Raw genomic sequence first — 19,308 nt, 5'->3', positions numbered from 1 at the left:
CGGGGCTGAATCAGAATACGAGACCATGAGCATCCACACGCCGACCGTACCAATTCAGGATCGACCGAAGCGCATCGTCGCCATCGACATCGTGCGCGGTATCGCGCTCATCGCCATGGCGAGCTACCATTTCACCTGGGACCTGGAATTCTTCGGCTATACCGATCCCGGCCTCACCGCTTTCGGCTGGTGGAAGATCTATGCGCGCTGCATCGCCTCGACCTTCCTGTTCCTGGTCGGCGTCAGCCTGTACCTCGCCCATGGCCGGCAAATCCGCTGGAACGACTTCTGGAGGCGCTTCGCCATGGTCGCCGGAGCGGCGATCGCCATCTCGGTCGTCACCCGCATTGCCACCCCGGACGGTTTTATCTTCTTCGGCATCCTGCACGAGATCGCGCTGGCCAGCCTGCTCGGCCTCGCCTTCCTGCGGCTGCCGGCGCTGCTGACGCTACTTGTGGCAGCGCTGGTCATCGCAGCGCCCGTCTATCTGCGCTTCGAGGCCTTCGACCATCCATGGCTGTGGTGGATCGGCCTGTCGGCGATCAATCCGCGTTCCAACGACTACGTTCCGCTGTTTCCGTGGTTCGGCGCCGTACTTGCAGGCATCGCGGTAACTAAACTCGCCTCCGCTTCGGGCCTGCTTGCGCGGCTTGCCGAACTGACACCCGGCCGCTGGGCCAACCCGCTGGTCTTCATCGGCCGCCACAGCCTGGCCTTCTACCTGATCCACCAGCCGCTTTTGATCGGCTGTGTGTGGCTGTTCGCGCAAGTCATGCCGGCCAAGGTCGAAACCCCGCAGGTGAACTTCCTGAAAACCTGCCAGCTGTCTTGCGAGCAGTCGCGCGACACCGAGTTCTGTTCGAGCTACTGTGTCTGCATGCTCGACACGCTCGAGGGCGAGGCCTCACTTGATCGGCTCTACAACAACGACCAGACTGCCGAATGGAAGACGCATATATCCGATCTCGCCGGTATGTGCACCGCCAAGACCGAAGACAAGATGACGGAGGGAGGGGTCAAATGACCGAGAACCAGCCGAAGGCAGGGCTCATACCGTGGCCGCCGGTGATCTACGTTGCTGCCATCGCCATCAGCATCGCACTCGGCCTGCTCTATCCCCTGCCCTGGATTGGCGACCTTTTGGGCGATATCCTGTTCGCCGCCGGCTGGGTGGCCCTGTTCGGCGTCGCGGCACTCTGGTTCACCGCGATCCGCACCATGATCAGGGCCAAGACCACGCTCAATCCCAACGCGGTGCCCGATCACCTGGTTACCACGGGGCCCTTCGGCATCACCCGCAATCCGATGTATCTGGCCAACACGCTGCTGTTGATCGGCGTCGCCTTTGTCTCGGGGATCGTTTGGTTCCTGCCGCTCGCCTTCATCGCTGCCTTTGTCACGCAAAAGGTCGCGATCGAGGGCGAGGAAAAGGTGCTTGCGGCGAAATTCGGCAAGAAATACCGGGACTACGCCAAAAGAGTGCGGCGCTGGATTTGAACAGCGTTACGTGTTGACGCCGAGTTCCACCAGCCGCTCGACACAGGATTCCTCGGCCTGGTCGAGTTCGGCCAGCGTCTCCTCGAGGTCGCGGCGCTTCTGTCGCAGGTCCTCGCGCTTTTCCTCGATGCGCTTGATCATCAGCTTGAGTTGACCGACCTCGCCGGGCGGCTCCTTGTACATCTGGATGATTTCGCGGATCTCATTGATCGAGAAGCCTAGCCGTTTTCCCCGCATGATCTGGCGAATGAGGTGGCGGTCGGACGGGCGAAACAGCCGCGTGCGGCCGCGTCTTACCGGCTGCACCAGCCCCTCGTCCTCATAGAAGCGCAGCGTCCGCGTCGACACGTCGAATTCGCGGGTCAGTTCGGTGATCGAATAATATTCCCGCATTGTCACTCCCACACCCCGGAACCCGGAACCCGGGGAGCGGCACCCCCTCCTGTCCCGAACCAAACCCATGCCATGCCGGAATCGACATTGCACCCCGCGCAAGCCTCGCACGGCATTTACGTAAAAGTCAATTGAAGGCACGATGCGCCTTCAAGGCACCGCAAACCACCACGTGGCAATGCCGAGAAAGGCAAAGAAGCCGACGACATCGGTGACCGTGGTGACGAAGACCGCCGAAGCGACCGCCGGATCGATCTTGAAACGGTCGAGCAGCAGCGGGATCAGGATGCCGGCCAAAGCGGCCGCGAACATGTTGATGATCATCGCCGCCGCGATGATGCCGCCCAGATTGTTGTCGTGGAACCAGGTCGCGGCGACGATGCCGATCAGGATGGCGAAGACGATGCCGTTGATGAAACCGACACCCATCTCGCGGCGGATGATGCGGCCGGCATTGTAGATGTCGATATCCTTGGTCGCCAGCGCGCGCACGGTGACGGTCATGGTCTGCGAGCCGGCATTGCCACCCATGCCCGCGACGATCGGCATCAGCACCGCCAGGGCCACGATATGCTCGATCGTGCGGTCGAACAGGCCGATCACCGAAGCCGCCAGGAATGCAGTCAAGAGGTTGACCAGCAGCCATGGAACGCGCGAGCGCGAGGTCGAAAGGATGCTGTCGGAGAGCTCTTCGTCGCCGACACCGCCCATGCGCAGGAGATCTTCTTCCGCTTCCTGCTGGATGACGTCGACGACGTCGTCGATGGTCAGCACGCCGACCAGCCGCTCGTTCTCGTCGACAACGGCGGCAGACAGAAGGTCATACTGTTCGAATTCCCGTGCAGCCTCTTCCTGGTCCATGGTGGCGGGAATGGCGTGCCGCGTCTCATGCATGACCTCCTCGACCTTGACCGCGCGCTTGGTGCGCAGGATCTGGTCGAGGTCGATGGCGCCGAGCAGCTTGAAGGTCGGATCGATGACGAAGATCTGGCTGAAGCGCTCAGGCAGGTTCTTGTCCTCGCGCATGTAGTCGATGGTCTGGCCGATCGTCCAGAACGGCGGCACCGCGACGAACTCGGTCTGCATGCGGCGGCCGGCCGTCTCTTCCGGATAGTCGAGCGAACGGCGCAGCCTGATCCGTTCGGTGAACGGCAGTTGCGACAGGATCTCGTCCTGGTCTTCCTTTTCGAGATCTTCGAGAATGTAGACCGCGTCGTCGGAATCGAGCTCCTGCACCGCCTGGGCGATCTGCGCATTGGGCAGATTGTCGACGATCTCCATACGGATCGCCTCGTCGACCTCGGTCAGCGCGGAAAAATCGAAATCGGCGCCCAACAAGTCGACCAGCGCGCGGCGCTGTTCGGGATGCAGCGCCTCGAGCAGGTCGCCGAGCTCCGACTGGTGCAAGTGGTCGACTTCATGCTTGAGCGTGAGCGTGTCGCGGTCGGCGATCGCCGCACCGATCTGGGCAAGGAAGGACGATAGGACGGCGCCATCCTCGCCATAAATATCGGCGTGGGCGTCTTCAGCGGCCCTGGCGCCGGTCGTCCGTTCGTCCTGGCCTTCCACCAGCGCCTCCCGCCATCGCAATCCCGGAAAAGGAGCGTCTCAGGTCTAGAGCATCGGACCCAAAAGTGGAAACCGCTTTTGGGGAGAATCCGCCGCTCAATCCAGGGATAGCGCGGCAGCACGATTCGATTTGGGAACCTATGGTGCTAACGCACGGAATATCAAACGAAATACGCGCTCACCTACCGGCCTGACTTCGTGAGAGGCGGACATCGCCAAACCTTGGGCTGACAATGCCGATCGCGTCAAAACCAATAGGATACCGGTTCAGGTGGCGCGACAGCGCATGTCGCTGGGGAAAGAGCACGGTGGTGCGGTTGCGGCGATTGTCATGGCACAGGGTCCGGATATCGGCCGGATCCGCCCATGCCCGCAACCGGTCCAGAACGGAAGCCCTTGAACGCAAGGTCGGCGAGAACGAACGAGGCCACATCAGGACAGCAACGCGTTCGCGTCGTTGTCGCCGAGCGCAATCCGCTTGTCATATCGGCGCTCCGCGAAATGCTGGAATGCGACGGACGTTTCGAATTGCTGAGCGCCGTGCAGAGCGGCAGGCAACTCCTGGACCTGGCAGGAAAGACCAAGTTCGATGTCGCCGTCATCGGCTGGAGGCTCGCCGACATGGACGGCGCGGATGTCCTGGCCGAGGTCCAGAGCCGCAAGCTCGATGTGCGCATCACGGTGTTCTCCAACGACCACGACATCGGCATCTTGAAGCAGTGCGTGCGACTCGGTGCTCAAGGCTACTGCTTCCAGTTCGACGATCCGCATATCATCTTCGAGACGATCCTGGCCGTCGCGCACGGCCGCATCTGCATCCCCTACATCGACATCAACAAGGTCAACGACACGCCTTTGGCCCAGCTCACGGTTCGCGAGCGCGAACTGCTGGCGGTGCTTTCCGACGGCTGGACCAACCTTCAGATCGCAACGCGCACGGGAATTTCCGAGAATACGGTGAAGTATCACCTCAAGAATCTCTATGACAAGCTTGACGTCCGCAATCGGGCAATGGCGGTCGCGCTCTATTCGAGCGAGAAACGTCGCAGTCCCAAACAGCCTGTCGGATAGGACGACCGGGTAGGCCAAGCGGGTAGTCTCGCCCCACCCGCGCGCGGCGAGAACTTACCCACCAAGGTGTTGTTGCCCCTCGCCTTCCAAACGACACTCCCTCCACAAATCTCTAACTTCGGAGGAGTTCACGCATGGCTGGGTTCACCCACCTTTTTATTCCAGGACCCACCAACATTCCGGAGCAGGTCCGGCAAGCGATGAACCTCCCGATGGAGGACATGCGCGCCGGATCGTTTCCTGATTTCACGCTGCCGCTGTTCGAGGACATCAAAAAAGTCTTCAAGAACGAAACCGGCCGCGTCTTCATCTACCCGTCGTCGGGCACCGGCGCCTGGGAGGCGGCGATGACCAATGTGCTCAGCCCCGGCGATCGCGTGCTGATGTCGCGCTTCGGACAGTTCTCGCATCTGTGGGTCGACATGGCCGAGCGCCTCGGCCTCGAGGTCGACGTGATCGACTGCGAGTGGGGAACCGGCGTGCCGCTCGACCTCTACGCAGAAAAGCTGAAGGCCGACAAGGCACACCGCATCAGGGCAATCTTCTGCACGCAGAACGAGACCGCCACCGGCGTCACCAGCGATGTCGCAGGCTGCCGAGCCATACTCGACGCGGCGAACCATCCAGCGCTGCTCTTCGTCGACGGTGTGTCGTCGATTGGCTCGATCGACTTCCGTCAGGAAGAATGGGGTGTCGACTGCGCCGTCAGCGGCTCGCAGAAAGGCTTCATGCTGCCCGCCGGCCTCGGCTTCCTCTCGGTCAGCAAGAAAGCGCTGGCCGCTTCCAGGGTCGCGACTCACCGCCGCTGCTTCTTCTCGTTCGAGGACATGATCCGCACCAACGACGCCGGCTATTTCCCCTATACGCCGGCGACGCAGCTGCTGCGCGGACTGCGCGCCTCGCTCGACCTGATCGCCGAGGAAGGGCTCGACAACATCTTCGCCCGTCACCATCGCCTCGCCGAAGGCGTGCGCAAGGCGGTCGACGCCTGGGGCCTGAAGCTTTGCGCGAAGGCGCCGAAATGGCACTCGGATACTGTCAGCGCTATCCTGGTGCCGGAAGGCATCGACAGCAGCGACGTCGTCAAGCGCGCCTACCAGAGCTACCGGACCTCGCTCGGAGGCGGTCTCAACAAGGTGCTCGGCAAGGTCTTCCGCATCGGCCATCTCGGCTGGCTGAACGAGGTGATGGTGCTGGCCTCGCTGTCGGCGGCGGAAATGGCGCTGCTCGATTGCGGCGTCCGGCTGGCGCCAGGCTCGGGCGTCGGCGCCGCCATCCAGCACTTCCGTGCCTCGGCCGAGGTACCTGTCGCCGAAGCGGCGTGAGAGGAACGCGACTATGAGCCACACGATCAACCATCTCAAAAAACTCAGGCTGCAGCGCAGCGAACTCGCGGTTCCCGGCTCCAGCCCGGAGATGATCGAAAAGGCGGCCAACAGCGCCGCCGACTTCGTCTTCCTCGACATCGAGGACGCCGTGGCGCCGCCAGACAAGGAACGCGCCCGCAAAAACATCATCCAGGCGCTCAACGACATCGACTGGCGTGCCAAGGGCAAGACCGTTTCGGTGCGCATCAACGGCCTCGACACACACTACATGTACCGCGACGTGGTCGATGTGATGGAACAGGCCGGCGACCGGCTGGACACCATCCTGGTGCCGAAAGTCGGCGTTCCGGCCGACCTCTATATGGTCGAGGCCATGGTCAATCAGATCGAGATGGCCAAGGGTTACAAGACCCGCGTCGGCCTCGAAGCCCTCATCGAGACGGCGCTCGGCATGGCCAATGTCGAGGCTATCGCCGCCACGCCCGGCCGCCTGGAGGCGATGCATTTCGGCGTCGCCGACTATGCCGCCAGCAACAAGGCGCGCACCGTCAACATCGGCGGCCTCAATCCCGACTATCCGGGCGACCAGTGGCATTTCGCCTTGTCGCGGATGACGGTTGCCTGCAGGGCCTACGGCCTGCGCGCCATCGACGGGCCGTTCGGCGATTTCTCGGACCCTGAGGGCTACACGGCTGCGGCAAGGCGCGCGGCGGCACTTGGCATCGAAGGCAAATGGGCGATCCACCCCTCGCAGATCGCGCTTGCCAACAGCGTGTTCTCGCCGCCGGAAAAGGAAGTCGTCCGCGCCAGGCGCATCCTGGAAGTGCTCAAGGAAGCAGAGGCGCTCGGAAAGGGCGCGGCAGCGCTCGACGGCAAAATGATCGACGCGGCCTCGGAACGCATGGCCCGCAATGTGCTGGTGGTCAACGAAGCAATCGAACGCGCCGGCCAGGCGCACGCCGCCACGCACTGAAGGCTCTTGGGAGGACAAAAGATGGACATTCACGAATACCAGGCCAAGGAACTGCTTGCCCGCCACGGGATTCACGTTCCACGCGGCGGCCTGGCCTACAGCCCCGAGCAGGCGACCTATCGGGCGCGCGAGATCGGCGGCGGCAAATGGGTTCTCAAGGCTCAGGTTCACTCCGGTGCGCGCGGCAAGGCCGGCGGTATCAAGCTCTGCGCCAATGACGAGGAGATCTCCAACGCAGCCGAAGCAATGCTCGGCCGCAAGCTCGTGACCCAGCAGACCGGCCCGCGGGGCAAGCTGATTTCGCGGCTCTATCTCGAGGAGGCCGTCGACATCGCGCAGGAGCTCTATGTCGGCTTCGTTCTCGACCGCAAGGAGGAGCGCGTCATGATCGTGGCTTCGGCCGCCGGCGGCATGGAGATCGAGGATATCGTCGAGCGGGCGCCGGATTCCATCATCCGGACCACGGTCGATCCGGGTGTCGGCATGCAGCGCTTCCAGGCGCGCGAGATCGCCTTCGGGCTCGGCCTGGATCAGAACCTGATCGGCAAGGCGACCGAAACCATCTTCAGCTGCTACCAGGTGTTCCGCGACTACGACGCTTCGATGCTGGAGATCAATCCGCTGGTGGTGACCCGCGACGGCAACCTTGTCGCGCTCGACGCCAAGATGTCGTTCGACGAGAACGCGTTGTTCCGGCGGCCGGAAATCTCCGAGCTGCGCGACAAGAGCCAGGAAGACCCGCGCGAAACCTTCGCCAGCGACCGCGGCCTGTCCTATGTCGGCCTCGACGGCAATATCGGCTGCATCATCAACGGCGCCGGCCTCGCCATGGCGACGATGGACATGATCAAGATCGCCGGCGGCGAGCCGGCCAACTTCCTTGACATCGGTGGTGGTGCCTCGCCGGAGCGGGTCGCGAAATCGTTCCGCGCCGTGCTTGGCGACAAGAATGTCGAGACCATCCTGGTCAACATCTTCGCCGGCATCAACCGTTGCGACTGGGTCGCCGAGGGTGTCGTCAAGGCGATCCGCGAAGTCGGGGTCAACGTCCCCCTGGTTGTGCGGCTTGCCGGCACCAAGGTCGAGGAAGGGCGCCGCATCCTGGCCGATTCCGGCGAGGCGGTGATCGTCGCCGAAACGCTGGCCGAAGCCGCCGAAAAAGCCGTCGCCGCATGGCGTTCGGCAACGCTCAAGAAAGCAAGCTGAGGGAGCTGAAAATATGGCAATCCTGCTCAACCGCGGCACGCGGGTCATCGTCCAGGGCTTCACCGGCAAGATCGGCAGTTTCCATGCCGAGGACATGAAGCGCTATGGCACCAAGCTCGTCGGCGGCGTGACGCCCGGCAAGGGCGCTCAGAAGCATCTCGGCCTGCCGGTCTTCAACACCGTCAAGGGCGCCGTTCGCGAAACCCGCGCCGAAGCCAGCATCGTCTTCGTGCCGCCGCCTTTCGCCGCCGACTCGATCATGGAAGCCGCCGATGCCGGCATAAAGCTTTGCGTCTGCATTACCGACGGCATCCCCTCGCAGGACATGATGCAGGTGAAGCGCTACATGCTTCGCTACCGTTTTGAGGACCGCATGCGGCTGATCGGGCCGAACTGCGCCGGCGTGATCACGCCCGGACAGGCACTGATGGGCATCATGCCGGGCAGCATCTATCTCCCCGGCCGCGTCGGCATCGTCGGACGCTCGGGCACGCTCGGCTATGAGGCCGCCTCACAGATGAAGGCGCTTGGCATCGGTGTCTCGACCAGCGTCGGCATCGGCGGCGATCCGATCAACGGCTCGTCCTTCAAAGACATGCTGAAGCTGTTCGAACAGGACGACGAAACCGATGCCGTGGTCATGATCGGCGAGATCGGCGGACCGCAGGAAGCGGAAGCCGCGATCTGGGCACGCGACAACATGCGCAAGCCGCTGATCGCCTACATCGCCGGGCTTTCCGCGCCGAAGGGCCGGCGCATGGGGCATGCCGGCGCCATCATCTCGGCCTTCGGCGAGTCGGCGCAGGAAAAGGTCGAAATCCTCAAAGAGGCCGGCGTCGTCATCGTGCCGACGCCATCCTCCTTCGGGGAGGTCGTTGCCAATACACTGGCCGGGATGAAGAAGGCGGCCTGACGGTCGCATGGCGCAAGATGTGAAGTCTGTTTCGGGTTGGCGGATGCATCGCGGCCCATCGATCGGCAGGAAATTCGATGAAACCGCGTTTGATTGTCACCCGGAGATGGCCGGCCCCCGTTGAAGCGATCCTCGCCGAGCGCTTCGACACGACGCTCAACCCAAGCGATACGCCGCTGAGCCCTGCCGCAATGACATCGGCGTTCGCGAATTTTGACGCGATCCTGGCAACGGTCAGCGACCGCTTACCTGTTGCGGTGTTTCCCGAGAACACCGCCCGCACCCGGATCATTGCCAATTTCGGCGTCGGCTTCAGCCATATCGATGTCGCGGCAGCTCGCGACCGCGACATCGTGGTGACCAACACCCCGGGAGTGCTGACCGATTGCACCGCCGACCTCGCCCTCAGCTTGCTGTTGGCTGTCGCGCGCCGGACCGGTGAGGGCGAGCGGCAGTTGCGGGCCGGAGAGTGGCGGGGCTGGTCGCCAACCCATATGGCCGGCGCGAAGGTGTCGGGCAAAACCTTGGGTATTGTCGGCATGGGGCGCATCGGCAAGGCGACAGCCAGGCGCGCGCATTTCGGCTTCGGGATGAAGATCGTGTTCTTCAATCGGTCCCCAGTTGATGACGACGAGACGCGCGCCATGGGCGCAGTCCAGATGCCAACTTTGGAAGATGTGCTCACAGCATCCGATTTCGTGTCGCTGCACTGTCCGGGCGGCGCGGAAAACCGCCATCTCATCAATGCTCGAAGCTTGCGGTCCATGAAAAGCGACGCGTTCCTGATCAACACGGCGCGCGGCGACGTTGTCGACCAGGATGCCCTGATCGGTGCGCTGGAAAGGCGCGAGATCGCTGGGGCGGGTCTCGACGTCTTTGCCGACGAGCCGGCCGTTCCGGAGGCGCTGAAGCGGTTGGAGAACGTGGTGCTGTTGCCGCATCTCGGGAGTGCGACCGAGGAAACGCGGGTGGCAATGGGCATGAAGGTGGTGGAGAACCTGACCGCCTTTTTCGAGGGTCGCCCGGTCCCCGACCGGGTCGCCTGACAGCAGGCGCCGCCCTCGGTTCAGGGCTACAGCGGCATCGGTGCGCACGAAGCAGGAAACCGGTTTGGAACAGAGCAGACGCATCAACTTTCGTGAGGACGAGCGCAGCCTGTTGTTGCGCTTGCTGCTTCAGGTCGCAAGCGCGCGTGAGCCCGAGATCGCCGCCGTTCTGGCCGGACGTCGGTCCCTTGTCTCCCTCGCCGCGGAGCAGCGCATCCCGGCGCTCCAGGCGAGCGGCGTATGGTTCCAGTTGCTGGCGATAGCAGACGAGTTGCTTGCCATGCGGGCGCGCCGCGAACTCGAACAAGGCGCGGGTGTCGACGAAGTGCCCGGATCCTTTGCCAGCGTGATCGCGCAGATGGCAGCGAACGGCCACTCCGCCGAGGAAGTCCAGGCAAAGCTCGATGAGCTTCGCGTCGGCCCGACCATGACCGCGCACCCGACGGAAGCCAAACGGGTCACGGTGCTGGAGATCCACCGACGTATCTATCGCAAACTGACCGAGCTCGACCAGCCACGCTGGGCGCCGCGCGAACGCTCCTTGTTGGTCGCCGATCTGGAAAGCGAGATCGAGCTTCTGTGGATGACGGGTGAGCTGCGCCTGGAGCGTCCGACGGTCGAACGTGAAATCGCCTGGGGCCTGCATTTCTTTCGCGAAGTCATCTTCGAGGCAACGCCGCAGCTCTATGGCAAGCTTCAGGGCGCCTTCGAGCGTCACTATCCGGGAGAGTCGATCAGAATTCCCTCATTCATGCGCTATGCCTCGTGGATCGGCGGCGACCGCGATGGCAATCCAAATGTGACTGCCGCGGTCACCGCCCATGCCATGGCCGAATACCGCAACACCGCCATCGGCTGGTATCTGACGCAGGTGCAGCGGCTGGTGACGGTGCTCAGCGCCAGCTCGAACGTCATCGACCTGCCGGCCAGCTTCAAGCCGGTGCTGCAAACGGCGCTTGATAAAAGCGGACTGGCGCACGTGATCGCCGCCCGCAACCCCGACGAACCGCTTCGCCAGTTCGCCTCGGCCTTGCTTGCCCGGCTGGAGACCACGCGAGACGGCGGTCCGCCGGCATATCTCTCGGCAGAGGCGTTTCGGGCTGATCTGAACGGGCTGTCCTCCGTTCTCGAAGCAATCGGAGGGCGCGCGGTAGCCAAGCGCTTCATCCAGCCTCTGCTTTGGCAAGTCGGAAGCTTCGGCTTCCGTACGGTCTCGCTCGACATCCGGCAGAACTCCACGGTCGTCAACCGGGTGCTGGCCGAGCTGTTTGCGCTGGCAAATCCCGCCGATCCGGTCGTAGCCGGCACGCCGCGATGGTCGGCGCGCATTCGCGCGGCCGTCAGCCAGGGCGGGCTGCTGGAGATCGACGCAGGCCGGCTCTCGCCTGAAGCAGGTGAACTGCTTTCGACATTCTCCGTTATCCGCGAGCACATCTCCGGCTCGGATGCTGACGCAGTCGGCTCTTTCGTTCTCAGCATGACCCGCTCGGCCGACGATCTGCTCGCGGTCTATCTGCTGGCGCAATATTGCGGACTTTCAACCGCGCCCGCTGGCGGCGGCACAATCAGGCTGCGGATCGTGCCATTGTTCGAGACCATCGCCGATCTACAGGCCGCACCGGGCATCCTCAATGGATTGCTCGGCGTTTCGCTGGTGAGGCGGACGGTGCGGGACTTCGGCGCGCGCCAGGAAATCATGCTTGGCTATTCAGATTCCAACAAGGACGGCGGTTTCCTGGCTTCCAATTGGGAGCTGGCAAAAGCGCAAAAGCGCCTTTCTGCGGTCGGGCGCAAGAACAACGTCAGGATCAGTTTCTTTCACGGTCGCGGCGGCTCTGTCAGCCGTGGCGGCGCGCCGACTGGCCGAGCGATCGCGGCACAACCGGAAGGCACGGTCGCCGGAACCATGCGGGTGACGGAGCAGGGCGAGGTCGTATCGTCGAAATTCGCCAATCGCGGCACCGGCCTCAACCAACTCGAGGTTCTCGCCGCTGGCGTGCTGGCCCACGGTGTCGGATCGCCCGGCGATGTCGAGCCGAAGGAAACGCCGGAGTTCGACGAAGCGCTGGAAGCGCTGGCAGGCATGTCGCAGGCATCCTACGCCAGATTGATGGCCGAGCCCGGTTTCCTCGATTATTTCAACCAGGCAAGCCCGGTCGCGGAGCTGGCGCTCCTGAAAATGGGCTCACGGCCGGAGCGCCGTTTCGGCGCCAGCGGCATTGCTGACCTGCGCGCCATTCCATGGGTGTTCGCGTGGAGCCAGAACCGTCATCTGCTGACCGGCTGGTATGGCATCGGCAGCGCGCTTAGCTCTTTCGTCGCCGTGCGCGGCGAGGCCGGGCGCGAACTTCTGGCTCGCATGTTCGAGCACTCGCGCTTCTTCCGCTTGATCATCGACGAGGCCGAGAAGACGCTTTACCAGTCCGACATGGAGATCGCGGGTCTCTACGCCCGCTTGGTGTCCGACAGCGACGCGGCCCGACGAATCTACGCCCGAATCGCCGCCGAATACGAGTTAACGCGACGCCTGATCGGCGACCTCACGGGAGGCGATCTTTCCGCGCGCTTTCCGATGTTCAAGCGGCGTTTCGACAGTCTGCGGCGACAGATGGATGACATTCACCGGCTGCAGGTCGATCTGCTGCGTGAAGTTCGGGCAAGTACCGGCACTGCGGATCAAAAGCGGGCGACCGACGCTTTGCTTGTATCGATCAATTGTATCTCGGCTGGCCTTGGGTGGACGGGATAGGTCCTAAAAAGCGAAGCGGCGGTCTGGTCTGAATGACGCGCCGCCGCTGCCGTTTCGATCCGCGGAAAGCCCTGTGGCCGCGATGTGTCATCGCCTGCCGTCAGAGCTCGCCATAAGCAATCTGTCAGGGAAATTTTGGTGCGGTCGAGAAGACTCGAACTTCCACGGGTTGCCCCACAGCGACCTCAACGCTGCGCGTCTACCAATTCCGCCACGACCGCACGTGGTAGGAGCCGGAACCGACCGGCTCGCGGCGTGTAGCAAATCGTTTCCGGCGAAACAAGGGCGCCGCAAGCAATAATCGCCAGCAATTGGCATAACGTTCCACAGAATTGGAATGCGTAGCCGAAACTGGACGTTTCGGCCCGATAGCGCCATATGGAAGGCAAATGCATGTCGCCCGAAAGCGCAAGGCGGTTTTGGGATCATGGCATGCATAAACGAAAAACGAAAAGCCATGCCAGAACGCAGCCAGATCGCCACGTCGTTCCTGCCGCTCCCCGGTTCAGCACCGGTCGAATGGCGCATCGAGCCTGGCCTCACCGCCTATCCCGATGCGCTGGCCTTCATGGAGGAGCGTGCCGAGGCGATCCGAAGCGGCGCCGCCGGCGAAATGGTCTGGCTGGTCGAACATCCGCCGCTTTACACCGCCGGCACCAGCGCCCGCAGCGAGGACCTGATCGACGCCAACCGCTTCCCGGTGTTCGCGGCCGGGCGCGGCGGTGAGTACACCTATCATGGGCCAGGCCAACGGGTCGCCTATGTGATGCTCGACCTGAAGCGCCGGCGCGAGGATGTCCGCGCCTTTGTCGCCGCGCTCGAACAGTGGATCATCGGCACGCTCGCCGCTTTCAACGTGCACGGCGAGCGCCGCGAGGACCGGGTCGGCGTCTGGGTGGTGCGGCCGGATCGCCCTGCCCTGCCGGACGGCTCGCCGGCCGAGGACAAGATCGCGGCCATCGGCATCAGGCTGCGGCGTTGGGTGAGCTTTCACGGCATCGCCATCAATGTCGAACCGAACCTAGACGATTTCAGCGGCATCGTGCCGTGCGGCGTGCAGGACCACGGCGTTACCAGCCTTGTCGACCTCGGCTTGCCTGTAACAATGGCGGACCTCGACCTGGCCCTGAAATCCGCCTTCGAGGACGTGTTCGGTCCTGCCACGGCTTTGCCTGTCGAAGCCGCGCGCAAGGCCGGCTGACCGTTCGGTCTGGAAACGGCTCAAGGTGGTGTTGAGATCTCAGGCCGGCATCATCTGAATAGCAACACCTCAGATGAGCTGCGCCGACGCCCACAGAACGCCGTAGCCATGAATGGCGAACACCGCCAGCAGCGCGCCGGCGATGACGAAGCGGTCGACGGTGCGGATCGGTTTTAGCTCATGGCGCGGCTTGACCCCGCTGCGCATCGTCAACAGGCTGAGGATTGAAAAGACCGCGCCCGCGGCGAGCAGAAAGCCCGGGGAAAAGCCGGCCTGTCGGCCAAGCGCCAGGAAGGCCGAAAGCAAGGAGAACGAGGCCAGCGCCAGCACGATCGGTCCCGGGCAGATCTGGCGCAGCACCTGGCCGCCATCGAACTTCCACACCGGCACCAGATTGGCGATGTTGAACAGGGCAGCAAAGCCCGCCAGCGTCGCCAGCAGCATTGCTGCCAGTCGATATCCTTCCGCGCCGGCAAAGGTACTGGCGGCGATGACGACCGGCACCAGGAAGGCGGAGAAGCCGGCGCCCATCAACGCCACGAAGGCGACTTCGAAACGGCTGTCATATGGCCGCCCGCCAATGGCGATGCCGCCGAGCAGCGGAATGAAGATCATGCGCGCCTTGCTGTGACCCATCAGGCGAAACGCCGCCATATGGCCGAGCTCGTGCAGGGCCACCACCGACGTCAAGATCGCGGCCAGCGCCAGTCCGCCGAGATGAAGACCGAACAACGGCCACAGGATCAATGCCGACAGTGCGGCGAAGCCGACCTGGCTGAGCGGATGCTCGAACCAGCCGCCCTTGCGATACTGCCCGGTCCTTGCCCAGCGCTGCAGCTTGGAGAGTTCACGGCGCATGGCGAAATAGCGGAACACCAGGAAGGCAAAGCCGCGATAGCGATCCGTCTGGCCAAGCGTGACCCGCGTGCCGCCGCCTTCGGAAACGAGCTCAGTGGTCTCGCGAAAATCCTTCCAGAACGAGGTGTCGAGCGCGGTATCCTCGATGACCCGCATCGAGAACCGGCTGCCCTCGACCACGTCTTCAAACCGCGACTTGCGCTCGATCGGCTTACCGTCGCGGCCTTCCCAGGACAGCATGATGCGTGCCATGCCTTCGCCGTCCAGCGGCTCGGCCGAAAGGATCTCGCCGGACCAGCCGGCATCGCTGCCAAGCGGCCACAGCGCCTGCCAGAGGCGCTGCTGGTCCATAGCCACGACACGGCTGAGCCTGATCGTGCGCAAACCAAGCGGCACGCTCATCAAGAGAAAGATCAGCCCGAGATTGCTGGCCACGAGGATGGCCGTGACGATGGGCGACACGCGACGTTGCTCCCTGTCTTGGAGGGACTACCCTAAACGTCGCGGCGGCAAGAAAGGCTTAACAGGAAAGCTCGGTTCCCGGTCACATGCCATTCGCGTCGGCGTCTCGGTGAAAGGCATGCCGCCCGCGTTGATGCCCCCCTCTCCCCGTTCTTAACGGGGAGAGGGTAAGTGTGAGGAGCAATGCTGCGCAGGGACGCTAGCGTTCGCACCACGTCCTCAACTCCAGATCACATGGCGCCGATCCAGATCGCCATGGAAATGAGAAAAGTGCTCATGCAAACCAGTGAGATGACATCCTGAACCAGATCGGTCATAACTCTCTCCTGTTGTTGATATGTTCGTAATTTGTTCTAATTTTGTTCGAATGTCAACGACCGGAATCCGGCCGCATTCCGAATTTCCGGGCGATCAAACTGGCAGGGTTAAGGAAAGGTTGACGGGCGTGCGACAGCCATCAAAGGAGCGGCAACACGCTCCGAAGGCGGACCGTCCGCGAGCCCACCCATGGTCTGTCGAGATTGAAGTCAGCCCGAGCCGAGCGGCACCACTTTGCCGTCGGCCAGCGTGACGCGCCGGTCCATACGCGAGGCCAGTTCGTGATTATGGGTGGCGATCAGCGCTGCGAGGCCCGATTGCTTGACCAGCGCCGCCAGCGCCTCGAACACATAGGAAGCGGTGACCGGGTCGAGGTTGCCGGTCGGCTCGTCGGCCAGCAGCACCAGCGGTGCGTTGGCAACCGCGCGGGCAATGGCGACGCGCTGCTGCTCGCCGCCGGAAAGCTCGGATGGACGATGCGACGCGCGCTTGCCGATCTGCATGTAGTCCAACAGTTGCGCCGCTCGCTCCGACGCCTCCTTGCGGCTCAGCCCCTTGATCAGCTGCGGCATCATGATGTTTTCCAGCGCCGAGAATTCCGGCAGCAGGTGATGGAACTGATAGACGAAGCCGACATCGTTGCGGCGGATCGCCGTGCGCTCGTCATCTGAGAGCCGGCCGCAGGCACGGCCGGCCAGGATGACGTCGCCGGCATCAGGCCGCTCCAGCAGGCCGGCAGTGTGCAGCAGCGTCGACTTGCCGGTGCCCGACGGCGCCACCAGCGCCACCATCTCGCCGCGCTTCAGCGAGAAATCGGCGCCGTTGAGAATGGTGAGCTTGCGCGGCCCCTGGACGTAGTGCCGCTCGACGCTCTTCAGCTCGATTATGGCCTCGGCCATCATTCATACCTCAAGGCTTCGACGGGATCGAGCCGGGCGGCTCGCCACGCGGGAAACACCGTTGCCAGGAAGGACAGCCCGAGCGCCATCAGGATGACATAGGTCGTCTCGCGCGGATCCATTTTTGCCGGCAGCTGGCTGAGGAAATAGAGCTCCGGGTTGAACAGCACCTTTCCGGTCATCCAGGAGAAGAATTGGCGGATGGATTCGATGTTGGTGCAGATCAGTACGCCAAGCAGCACGCCGGCGATCGTACCGGTCACGCCGATCGCCGCCCCCGTCATCAGGAAGATGCGCAGGATGGCGCCGCGCGACGCGCCCATGGTGCGCAGGATGGCGATGTCATGCCCCTTGTCCTTCACCAGCATGATCAGGCCGGAAATGATATTGAGCGCCGCCACCAGCACGATCAGCGTCAGGATCATGAACATGACGTTGCGCTCGACCTGCAGGGCGGAAAAGAAGGTCTCGTTGCGCTGGCGCCAGTCGACGAGGTCGATCGGCCGCTGCGCCGCCTCCTCCACCTTCGGTTTCAGCGCGTCGACATCATCGGGATTGTCGACATAGATCTCGATCGTCTGGGCCCGGCCGTCCATGTTGAAATAGAGCTGTGCCTCCGAGAACGGCATGTAGACGATGGAACTGTCATATTCCGACATGCCGACTTCGAAGATCGCGGTGATCGGATAGCCCTTCATGCGCGGCGTCGTGCCGAGCGGCGTCACGTCGCCGTCGGGCGAGATCAAGGTGATGGTGTCGCCGAGCGCCAGGCCGAGATTCTCAGCCATGCGCTTGCCGATGGCGACGCCCTCGCCGGTGTCGAAGCCGGCGATCGAGCCCTGCTTGACGTTGGCGGCGACGATGGCGATCTTGCTCAGATCCTCGCCGCGTATGCCACGCACCAGCGCACCGGTTCCGCCGCCGACATTGCCTTGCGCCAGCACCTGGCCGTCGATCAGCGGGATGGCGTATTTGACGCCGGGCACGCCGTTGATGCGGCCGGCAACCTGCGCGTAGTCCTCAAGGGGCGAATCGAGCGGCTGCGCGATCAGATGGCCGTTGACGCCGAGGATGCGCGTCAACAGCTCCGCCCGAAAGCCATTCATCACCGCCATCACCACGATCAGCGTGGCGACCCCCAGCATGATGCCGAGGAAGGAGATCGAGGCGATCACCGAGATCACCGTCTCCTTGCGCCGCGAGCGCAAGTAGCGCCAGGCAACCATGCGCTCGAACATGGAAAAAGGTCCGGCGCCCGCCGATCTTGCCGCCGCCACGTCGCTCATGCGGCGCTGCCAAAGCGTTTTTTCGCGTCGGCGATCGGCAGTGTCTCGCGCTCGCCGGTCTTGCGATTCTTGATCTCGATCTCGCCTGCTGCAACGCCGCGTGGACCGACGATGACTTGCCACGGCAGACCGATCAGATCGGCGGTGGCGAACTTGCCGCCCGGCCGCTGGTCGGTGTCGTCGTAAAGGACATCCTTGCCGGCGGCGACGAAGGCAGCATGCAGTTCGTCACAGATGCGGTCGCACTCGGCATCGCCCGCCTTCATGTTGATCAATCCGATGTCGAATGGCGCCACCGCTTCCGGCCAGATGATGCCGTTGTCGTCATGGCTGGCCTCGATGATCGCTGCGACCAGGCGCGACGGACCGATGCCGTAGGAGCCGCCGGAGACGAAATGATCCTTGCCGTCGGGCCCGGTCACCTTGGCGCCCATCGGCTTTGAGTATTTGTCACCGAAATGGAAGATGTGGCCAACCTCGATGCCGCGCGCCGAAACCTTGTCGCCTTCGCCGATCTTTTCCCAAGCCGCCTCATCATGCATCTCGTCGGTGGCGGCGTAGGGCGTCGTCCATGTCTTGACGATGTCGCCGATCTCGGCGTCGTTGGCGAAGTCGGTCTTCTCTCCGGGCACGTCGAGCGAAAGATAGTCGCGATGGCAGAAAACCTGGCTCTCGCCGGTGTCGGCGAGGATGATGAATTCATGGCTGAGATCGCCGCCGATCGGTCCGGTGTCGGCCCGCATCGGAATCGCCTGCAGGCCCATGCGCGTGAACGTCCTGAGATAGGACACGAACATCCGGTTGTAGGCCGCCTTGGCGCCCTCGAAGTCGAGGTCGAAGGAATAGGCGTCCTTCATCAGGAATTCCCTGCTGCGCATGACGCCGAAGCGCGGCCGCACTTCGTCGCGGAACTTCCACTGGATGTGGTAGAGATTGAGCGGCAGGTCCTTGTAGGACTTCACATAGGCGCGGACGATCTCGGTGACCACTTCCTCATTGGTCGGGCCGTAGAGCATATCGCGGTCCTGCCGGTCCTTGATGCGCAGCATCTCCTTGCCGTAATCGTCATAGCGGCCGCTTTCGCGCCACAGATCCGCCGACTGGATGGTCGGCATCAGGATTTCCAGCGCACCGGCGCGATTCTGCTCCTCGCGGATGATCCTGCAGACCTTGTCCAGCACCCGCTTGCCGAGTGGCAGCCACGAGAAACTTCCCTGCCCCTGCTGGCGGATCATGCCGGCGCGCAGCATCAGCCGGTGCGAGACGATTTCGGCCTCGCGCGGATTTTCTTTGAGGATAGGCAGGAAATAGCGCGACAAACGCATGGACTGGTCCGTGAGTGAGGATGGCCGCGCGGGAATCGGCGCGACACGGGCTTGCTTGCCCCGGCTTCATAGCCATTTCATGGCGGAATGGAAACCCGGACCCATCGATCCGAAAATCGGAAATCGGCTTCGGAAATGCACGATACATGGGGTCGAACGTGCCTGAGCGTCCTCGCGCGTGCCTCGGACACCCGGCGTTCCAGGGATGCTGCAG

General features: G+C 63.2%; 16 protein-coding genes and 1 tRNA gene. 10 read left to right on the top strand and 7 right to left on the bottom strand.

Annotated features, from left to right (window positions below; genetic code table 11):
* Positions 1 to 25 precede the first annotated feature (25 nt).
* Both AC0ZT5_RS10515 and AC0ZT5_RS10510 read left to right on the top strand, forming a co-directional pair.
* Positions 26 to 1,024: a heparan-alpha-glucosaminide N-acetyltransferase gene (locus AC0ZT5_RS10515; protein WP_488496394.1), complete on the top strand. Its 999-nt coding sequence runs from the start codon at positions 26 to 28 to the stop codon at positions 1,022 to 1,024.
* Positions 1,021 to 1,497, top strand: coding sequence for a methyltransferase family protein (locus AC0ZT5_RS10510; RefSeq protein ID WP_488496393.1), 477 nt, complete (start codon positions 1,021 to 1,023; stop codon positions 1,495 to 1,497). The genes AC0ZT5_RS10515 and AC0ZT5_RS10510 overlap by 4 nt, the downstream gene beginning before the upstream one ends.
* Positions 1,498 to 1,503: 6 nt before the next feature.
* Here AC0ZT5_RS10510 and AC0ZT5_RS10505 read toward each other — a convergent pair whose 3' ends face one another.
* Positions 1,504 to 1,890, bottom strand: coding sequence for a MerR family transcriptional regulator (locus AC0ZT5_RS10505; protein ID WP_006203215.1), 387 nt, complete (start codon positions 1,888 to 1,890; stop codon positions 1,504 to 1,506).
* Between the two features lie 150 nt (positions 1,891 to 2,040).
* A complete protein-coding gene (gene mgtE, locus AC0ZT5_RS10500) occupies positions 2,041 to 3,459 on the bottom strand; it encodes a magnesium transporter (RefSeq protein WP_477289354.1) in 1,419 nt (472 codons plus the stop codon).
* Positions 3,460 to 3,855: 396 nt separating this feature from the next.
* Here mgtE and AC0ZT5_RS10495 point away from each other — a divergent pair, with 396 nt between their 5' ends.
* From AC0ZT5_RS10495 to AC0ZT5_RS10465, 7 genes are all read left to right on the top strand, one after another.
* Entirely contained in the window at positions 3,856 to 4,530 is a 675-nt protein-coding gene (locus tag AC0ZT5_RS10495; RefSeq protein WP_488496392.1) for a response regulator transcription factor, read from the top strand.
* A gap of 134 nt (positions 4,531 to 4,664) precedes the next feature.
* Positions 4,665 to 5,855: an aminotransferase class V-fold PLP-dependent enzyme gene (locus AC0ZT5_RS10490; protein WP_488496391.1), complete on the top strand. Its 1,191-nt coding sequence runs from the start codon at positions 4,665 to 4,667 to the stop codon at positions 5,853 to 5,855.
* 13 nt (positions 5,856 to 5,868) lie between these two features.
* Positions 5,869 to 6,831, top strand: coding sequence for an HpcH/HpaI aldolase/citrate lyase family protein (locus tag AC0ZT5_RS10485; RefSeq protein ID WP_477228747.1), 963 nt, complete (start codon positions 5,869 to 5,871; stop codon positions 6,829 to 6,831).
* 21 nt (positions 6,832 to 6,852) lie between these two features.
* Positions 6,853 to 8,037 carry a malate--CoA ligase subunit beta gene (locus tag AC0ZT5_RS10480; RefSeq protein ID WP_184873480.1) on the top strand — a complete coding sequence of 395 codons (1,185 nt, stop codon included), beginning with the start codon at positions 6,853 to 6,855 and terminating at the stop codon, positions 8,035 to 8,037.
* Positions 8,038 to 8,050: 13 nt separating this feature from the next.
* Positions 8,051 to 8,950, top strand: coding sequence for a succinate--CoA ligase subunit alpha (gene sucD, locus AC0ZT5_RS10475; protein ID WP_488496390.1), 900 nt, complete (start codon positions 8,051 to 8,053; stop codon positions 8,948 to 8,950).
* Between the two features lie 77 nt (positions 8,951 to 9,027).
* Entirely contained in the window at positions 9,028 to 9,996 is a 969-nt protein-coding gene (locus AC0ZT5_RS10470; RefSeq protein WP_488496389.1) for a 2-hydroxyacid dehydrogenase, read from the top strand.
* Positions 9,997 to 10,060: 64 nt separating this feature from the next.
* Positions 10,061 to 12,745 (top strand): phosphoenolpyruvate carboxylase, encoded by a 2,685-nt coding sequence (locus AC0ZT5_RS10465; RefSeq protein ID WP_488496388.1) that lies wholly within the window; start codon positions 10,061 to 10,063, stop codon positions 12,743 to 12,745.
* Positions 12,746 to 12,881: 136 nt separating this feature from the next.
* Here the strand turns inward: AC0ZT5_RS10465 and AC0ZT5_RS10460 are convergent.
* Positions 12,882 to 12,966 (bottom strand) — tRNA-Leu (locus tag AC0ZT5_RS10460).
* Between the two features lie 236 nt (positions 12,967 to 13,202).
* Here AC0ZT5_RS10460 and lipB point away from each other — a divergent pair.
* Positions 13,203 to 13,946 carry a lipoyl(octanoyl) transferase LipB gene (gene lipB, locus AC0ZT5_RS10455; RefSeq protein ID WP_488496387.1) on the top strand — a complete coding sequence of 248 codons (744 nt, stop codon included), beginning with the start codon at positions 13,203 to 13,205 and terminating at the stop codon, positions 13,944 to 13,946.
* A gap of 69 nt (positions 13,947 to 14,015) precedes the next feature.
* Here lipB and AC0ZT5_RS10450 read toward each other — a convergent pair whose 3' ends face one another.
* From AC0ZT5_RS10450 to proS, 4 genes are all read right to left on the bottom strand, one after another.
* The gene (locus tag AC0ZT5_RS10450; RefSeq protein WP_488496386.1) at positions 14,016 to 15,266 is read right to left on the bottom strand and encodes a site-2 protease family protein; all 1,251 of its coding nucleotides are present in this window, start codon (positions 15,264 to 15,266) and stop codon (positions 14,016 to 14,018) included.
* Positions 15,267 to 15,793: 527 nt separating this feature from the next.
* Positions 15,794 to 16,486, bottom strand: coding sequence for an ABC transporter ATP-binding protein (locus AC0ZT5_RS10445; RefSeq protein WP_184873474.1), 693 nt, complete (start codon positions 16,484 to 16,486; stop codon positions 15,794 to 15,796).
* Positions 16,483 to 17,769 (bottom strand): lipoprotein-releasing ABC transporter permease subunit, encoded by a 1,287-nt coding sequence (locus tag AC0ZT5_RS10440; protein ID WP_488496385.1) that lies wholly within the window; start codon positions 17,767 to 17,769, stop codon positions 16,483 to 16,485. Before AC0ZT5_RS10440 ends, AC0ZT5_RS10445 begins: the two co-directional genes overlap by 4 nt.
* The gene (gene proS, locus AC0ZT5_RS10435; RefSeq protein ID WP_488496384.1) at positions 17,766 to 19,094 is read right to left on the bottom strand and encodes a proline--tRNA ligase; all 1,329 of its coding nucleotides are present in this window, start codon (positions 19,092 to 19,094) and stop codon (positions 17,766 to 17,768) included. The genes AC0ZT5_RS10440 and proS overlap by 4 nt, the downstream gene beginning before the upstream one ends.
* Positions 19,095 to 19,308: the final 214 nt, after the last annotated feature.

The organism is Mesorhizobium sp. CNPSo 4670 (assembly GCF_057784235.1).
This window is presented reverse-complemented; position numbering and strand designations above follow the sequence as displayed.